Source organism: Arenibaculum sp. (genome assembly GCF_035998295.1).
Classification (GTDB): domain Bacteria; phylum Pseudomonadota; class Alphaproteobacteria; order Azospirillales; family Azospirillaceae; genus DASYHS01.
On record NZ_DASYHS010000215.1, the window covers coordinates 1 to 5,782 of the forward strand.

A 5,782-nucleotide genomic window follows, 5' to 3' on the forward strand; every position below is an offset into this window, starting at 1 on the left:
TGCCAGCGCACGATGGTCGGGCCCCGCTCGCCCCATACCGTCAGCAGGGCGGTGCGCTCCGTCTTCTCGGCCAGGTCGACCAGCGCTTCGCCCGCGACCTGGACCGCGTCGAGCCGGCCCAGCGCCGCGAGCCCCAGGCGCAGCGCCATGCTGCCGAGGTCGTAGCGCCCGGACACCGGGTCCTGGACCACGAGGCCGCCGCGCAGGAAGCTGGCGAGATAGCGGTGCGCCTTGCTAGCCGACATCCCGGAGGCCTGCGCCACCGCCTTCAGCGACAGCGGGCCGGATGCCTTGATCAGGGCCTCCAGCACCACGGTCCCGGTCTCGACCGACTGTATGCCCTTGCGCTCGCGGTCCCCGCGCGCTCCGGCCCGGGCTTCCCCGCTGGCACCTTCGTCCGGCATCGCCGCCTCACGCCGGGATCATCTGCTCGATCCTGCGCCAAAGCGTGCCGGCGGGATCGGCGAGGTCGTCGAGGATGTCGACGTGATGGCGGCCGGACAGTTCCAGATACTCGGCCCCCGGCAGGGCGGCGGCATAGTCGCGGGACTGGCGGCGGAATTCCGACGTCTCCAGCCCGCCGACCGCGACCACGGCCGGCAGCCGCAGGTCGGGCAGCCGGCGGATCGGGCTGTGCTCCAGGACCTCGTCGGCGGAGATCGCGAGCACGGGCTGGAGCCAGCAGCGGCGGATCGGCTCCAGGTCGAACAGGCCGCTGATCGGCAGGATCGCCTTCACGAGGTCGTCGGGCAGCCCGTAGTCGCGCCGCCACCCGGTCGCCGCGACGCGGGCGGCGAGGTGCCCGCCGGCGGAATGGCCGGACACCACGATGCGCCCGGCATCGCCGCCGAAGGAGGCGGCGTTCGTCCAGGTCCAGGCGAGCGCCGCACGCGTCTGGCGGACGATCTCCGTGAGCGAGACCTGCGGGCACAGCGCGTAGTTCACGATCACGGCCGCGTAGCCGCGGGCGACGGCCGATTCGGCGACGAAGCTGAAGTCCGAGGCCGAGAAGGCGCGCCAGTAGCCGCCATGGATGAAGACGTGGATCGGCGCGCCGGCACGTTCCGCGGGGAACACGTCGACCCATTCCGCGAGCGTCGGGCCGAAGCGCAGGCCGGTACGGCTGGCGAGCCGCCGGCGCGCGGCGACGCTGCGGTCGGTCCAGGCGGCCATCAGCGCATCGACATCGGGGATGCCCAGGCGGGGATTGTACTCCCTGTCGACGTCTTCCTGGGTCGTCAGATGGCGGTACATCGGCGCTCCTCCCTGCTTCGCGACCACTGTCGCCGGGCGCCGCAGCGAAAGCAAGGCGGCCGCTTGACCGGGATCGGGCTACGCACTCTACTGCCGGCAGCCTGCCCCGGGAGACGCCCCCCTTGCCGAACGCCGACCGACACGACTACCGCCGCGGCCTCGCGATGTCGGCGCTCGGCATGGTGATCATCAGCCCGGACGTGCTGCTCTTGCGCCTGATCCAGGACGCGGGAACCTGGGACGTCGTCTTCTGGCGCATGCTGTTCCAGGGAACCGCACTCCTCGGCTGGCTCGCGCTGCGCGGAGAAAGGCCGCTGGCGCGCGTCGCCCGGCTCGGCCGCTGGGGCTGGCTGTCCGCACTGTGCCTGTCGGGCGGGCAGATCGGCTTCGTGCTCGCGATCGAGAACACGTCGGCCGCCAACGCGCTGGTGCTGCTCGCGACCATGCCGCTGTTCGGCGCGGCGCTGGGCTGGCTGCTGCTGCGCGAGCGGGTGGCGCCGCGCACGCGGTTCGCGATCGCCGTGGCGCTGGCGGGCATCCTGGCGATCTTCGCGGACTCGCTCGGACGCGGCGGAGCGCTCGGCGACGCCTTCGCGGTCGGGACCGCCCTGCTGTACGCGATCAACCTCGTGATCCTGCGCCGGGCGGGCGACGCGATCGTCCTGCCGGGCCTCGCGGTGTCGGGCCTGATCGCGGCCATGGTCGCCCTGCCCCAGGCCCAGCCGCTCGCGGTCCCCCTGCCCGACCTCGCGATCCTCGCCTGGATCGGCCTCGTCCAGTTGCCGCTGGCGCTCGTGCTGTTCTTCGGCGGCACCCGCTTCGTGCCGGCGGCCGAGGTGGCGCTGATGTCGCTGATCGAGACGGCGCTCGGGCCCTATCTGGTCTGGCTCGGCGTCGGCGAGGTGCCGGCCCGGGCCGCCTTCTTCGGCGGCGCGCTCGTGATCGCGGCGATCGCCGCCAACTCGCTCCTGGCGCTGCGCCCGTCGCGACGGGTTCCTCAGTCCTAGCGATCCTCCGGTCGCTTGCAACTCCAGGCCGGCGCCCGGATGATGTACACTACCGCGAACGGCTGGCACGAAAGGGGAGTTCAGTGTCGGGATGGAGGCCCAGGCGCGCAGGCGGACCCGGAGCGACAGGTCCCGCGGCGCCCGGAGCGCAGGCAGGCAAGCCGCCCCGGCCGCCGATCCGCTGGCCGGCTGCGGGTCCCGGCGTGCCGGCGCGGCCCCCGGCGCTGCAACCGAAGCAGGCAGGTATCGCGGCCGGGCGGCACGCGCCGCCGACGACCAGGTTCGCCTCCCCGCCCGCTCCGGCGTCCCGCGGGGCCGCGCCGCTCCAACTCCGGCCGGTGCCTGCGGTACGGCCGGCCGCCTTCCACGCACCGCCGCCGCAGCCTCCCGGCTCCGCCCCCGTCGTGCAGAGATGGGAAGCCGTAACCGGCGCGGTCACGGCCCATCCCTGGATCAGCGCCACCCTCGCCGTCGGCGGGCTGATCGCGGCCGGCGCCGCCTATGGGGTGAGCCGGTACCGGTACGACAAGGGACTGAAGTCGAGCCTCGACAGCAAGTACCGGGACATCGCCACGAAGCTGGGTCCGGTGAAGAGGGGGGACCTCGATAGGGTCACCAAGAAGGCCCACGGCCAGAGCATCCTCCTCGTCGCCAAGGACGAGATGGTGAAGGAGTTCACCGGCAGGACGGGCGACGTGGCGAAGATGATGCGCAGCTTCACCGCCGTCTGCCGCCGGCTGTCCTTCAGCTACGACCCGAACCTCGTGGACTGCCAATCGGTGACGTCCGCCCTGTCGATAGGCCTCGAGGAGCTCGGGATCGCCTGCGAGACCGTCTTCATCGGCAGCGCCAGCGCCGAGCGGGTCGTCGTCAGGGTTCCGGACCCGATCGACAGGGCCTGGACCGGCGGGCCGGTCTGCTCGGCCTCCAGCCAGCGGATCGCCGGCTGGGTCGGCTTCGACAACCATTGGGGGGTCAAGGTCCGCGGCACGATCTACGATCCGACCGGGGGCTATGTCGGCGGCGAGGACGGATGGTACGTCCTGCTGACCGGGAGCGAAGGCGGACGCTACACGCTGGCCAGGAGGCTGCCCGGCCGCGACGAGCTCGCGGCCGATGTCGCGAACGTTGGACAGGTCACGCGGACGACGCTCGTCCACGCCAAGGGGAAGATGCAGTAGGCGGCGTCCCCGCGCTCACCGCGGGCGGGAGCGCAGGCGCGCGAGCGCCCAGGAGGCCGCATCGCGCACCAGTTCCGAGCCGTCGTCGAGCAGCCGCTCCACCGCCCCGGACTGTGCCGGGTCCCCCGTGTTGCCGAGCGCGATCAGCACGTTGCGCACGAAGCGGTCGCGGCCGATGCGCTTGATCGGGGAGCCGGAGAAGACCTGGCGGAACGATGCGTCGTCGAGCTGGGCCAGGTCGACCAGGCGCGGCGCCGTCAGCTCCGCGCGCGGCAGGAACGCGGCCTCGCGCGTGCGGCGGGCGAACTTGTTCCATGGGCAGGCCGCCAGGCAGTCGTCGCAGCCGTAGATCCGGTTGCCCATCAGCGGGCGCAGCTCCTCCGGGATCGGGCCCTGATGTTCGATCGTCAGGTACGAGATGCAGCGCCGGGCGTCCAGCCGGTACGGCGCCGGGAACGCGGCGGTCGGGCAGGCGTCGAGGCAGCGCCGGCAGGAGCCGCAGCGGTCCCCGCCCGGCGCGTCGGGCGGCAGCTCCAGCGTGGTGTAGACCTCGCCCAGGAACAGCCAGGAGCCATGCGCGCGCGAGACGAGGTTGGTATGCTTGCCCTGCCAGCCGAGGCCGGCCTGCTGGGCGAGCGGCTTCTCCATCACCGGGGCCGTGTCGACGAAGACCTTGACCTCGGCGTCATAAGCCTCGTGGACCCAGCGCGCCAGCGCCTTGAGGCGGCTCTTGACCACGTCGTGGTAGTCGCGCCCGCGGGCATAGACCGACACGACCCCGCGGTCGGGATGGTCGAGCAGGCGGCGCGGATCCTCGTGCGGGGCGTAGGACAATCCCAGCGCGATCACCGTGCGCGCGTCGGGCCACAGGACGCGGGGATCGCCGCGCCGGTCGGCCTTCGCCTCCATCCAGCCCATGTCGCCGTGATGGCCCCCGGCCAGGAACTCGCCGAGCCGTTCGCGCGCCTGCGTCCCGAGGGCGGCGGGCGCGAAGCCGACCGCGTCGAACCCCAGCGCCAGCGCCCGGTCCCTGATCGCCTCCCGGGTCCCGGGGTCAGCCTCGGCCACGATAGGGCGCCACGTCGTGCGGCGGTATCCAGACGCCGGCCGGCGCCTCGCCGGTCTGGTAGAACACGTCGATCGGCATGCCGCCGCGCGGGTACCAGTAGCCGCCGATGCGCAGCCACAGCGGCGCCAGTTCGGTTTGCAGGCGCCGGGCGATCCCGACCGTGCAGGCCTCGTGGAAGGCGCCGTGGTTGCGGAACGAGGTCAGGTACAGCTTCAGCGACTTGCTCTCGACCAGCCAGTCGCCGGGCACGTAGTCGATCACGAGATGGGCGAAGTCCGGCTGGCCGGTGATCGGGCACAGCGAGGTGAACTCCGGGGCCGTGAAGCGCACGAGGTAGCGCTCGCCCGGATGGGGATTGGGGACGCGCTCGAGCTTCGCCTCCTCGGGCGAGGCCGGCTGCACCGTCTGCCCGCCGAGCTGCGTCAGGCCGTCATAGATGGACTGCGACATCGCTTGTCTCCTTCCGGACCGCCAGCGGGTCGGGCATCGCGGGATGGTCGCCCAGCGCGAGCTCGGCCTCCAGCTCGGCCGCGCGCTCCTCCAGTCGGCCCTGCTCGATCGCGCCCCGGAGCTGCGCCATCAGGTCCTGGTAATGGGTGAGGTTGTGCCAGGTCAGCAGCATCGGCCCCAGCATCTCGCCCGCCTTGAACAGGTGGTGCAGGTAGGCCCGGCTGTGGTTCCGGCAGGCCGGGCACGCGCAGGCCTCGTCCAGCGGGCGCTCGTCATGGGCATGGCGGGCATTGCGGATGTTGAGCGTGCCGCGGCGCACGAAGGCCTGCCCGGTCCGCCCCGACCGGGTCGGCATCACGCAGTCGAACATGTCGATGCCGCGCCGCACCGCGCCGATCAGGTCGCCGGGCCGGCCGACGCCCATCAGATAGCGCGGCCGCCCGCGCGGCAGCAGCGGCACGGTCGCGTCCAGCACGGCGAACATCGCTTCCTGCCCCTCGCCGACGGCGAGCCCGCCGACCGCGTAGCCGTCGAAGCCCATGCCGGTCAGCGCCTCGACCGATTCCGCCCGCAGTTCCGGATGGACGCCGCCCTGGACGATGCCGAACAGCCCGTAGCCCGGCCGCTCGACGAACGCCTCGCGGCAGCGCGCCGCCCAGCGCATGCTGAGGCGCATGGACCGGGCCGCCTCCTCCGGCGTCGCCGGGAACTGCGTGCACTCGTCCAGGCACATCGTGACGTTGCTGTCGAGCAGGTGCTGGATCTCGATCGAGCGCTCCGGCGTCAGGTGGTGGCGGCGCCCGTCGAGATGGGAGCGGAAG

Annotated in this window: 7 protein-coding genes; 2 read left to right on the forward strand and 5 right to left on the reverse strand. The window is 72.7% G+C overall.

From position 1 onward, the window contains the following. Positions 1–404, reverse strand: a 404-nt coding sequence (locus tag VGO20_RS20615) for a helix-turn-helix domain-containing protein (protein WP_327504262.1), incomplete at its 3' end; no start/stop codon positions are given. 7 nt (positions 405–411) lie between these two features. Beyond that, complete coding sequence (locus VGO20_RS20620; protein ID WP_327504263.1) at positions 412–1,254, reverse strand: alpha/beta hydrolase; 843 nt, start codon at positions 1,252–1,254, stop codon at positions 412–414. A gap of 122 nt (positions 1,255–1,376) precedes the next feature. Between VGO20_RS20620 and VGO20_RS20625 the strand changes: the two genes are divergently transcribed. Then, complete coding sequence (locus tag VGO20_RS20625; RefSeq protein ID WP_327504264.1) at positions 1,377–2,261, forward strand: DMT family transporter; 885 nt, start codon at positions 1,377–1,379, stop codon at positions 2,259–2,261. A gap of 404 nt (positions 2,262–2,665) precedes the next feature. Continuing rightward, a complete protein-coding gene (locus VGO20_RS20630; RefSeq protein ID WP_327504265.1) occupies positions 2,666–3,442 on the forward strand; it encodes a hypothetical protein in 777 nt (258 codons plus the stop codon). A 15-nt stretch (positions 3,443–3,457) separates the two neighbouring features. On the opposite strand, the gene queG is transcribed toward VGO20_RS20630, so the two are convergent. The 3 genes from queG to tgt form a co-directional block, all read right to left on the reverse strand. Continuing rightward, entirely contained in the window at positions 3,458–4,510 is a 1,053-nt protein-coding gene (queG, locus tag VGO20_RS20635; RefSeq protein ID WP_327504266.1) for a tRNA epoxyqueuosine(34) reductase QueG, read from the reverse strand. Continuing rightward, entirely contained in the window at positions 4,497–4,961 is a 465-nt protein-coding gene (queF, locus tag VGO20_RS20640; protein ID WP_327504267.1) for a preQ(1) synthase, read from the reverse strand. The genes queG and queF overlap by 14 nt, the downstream gene beginning before the upstream one ends. Beyond that, positions 4,942–5,782 (reverse strand): tRNA guanosine(34) transglycosylase Tgt (tgt, locus tag VGO20_RS20645; RefSeq protein ID WP_327504268.1); only part of this gene is annotated, 841 nt, incomplete at its 5' end. The genes tgt and queF, both read right to left, overlap by 20 nt.

What these genes read in the sequence shown, in the direction of transcription:
- VGO20_RS20620 (WP_327504263.1), bottom strand. Translation starts at nt 1,254, where the DNA reads ATGTACCGCCATCTGACGACCCAGGAAGACGTCGACAGGGAGTACAAT.
- queF (WP_327504267.1), bottom strand. Translation starts at nt 4,961, where the DNA reads ATGTCGCAGTCCATCTATGACGGCCTGACGCAGCTCGGCGGGCAGACG.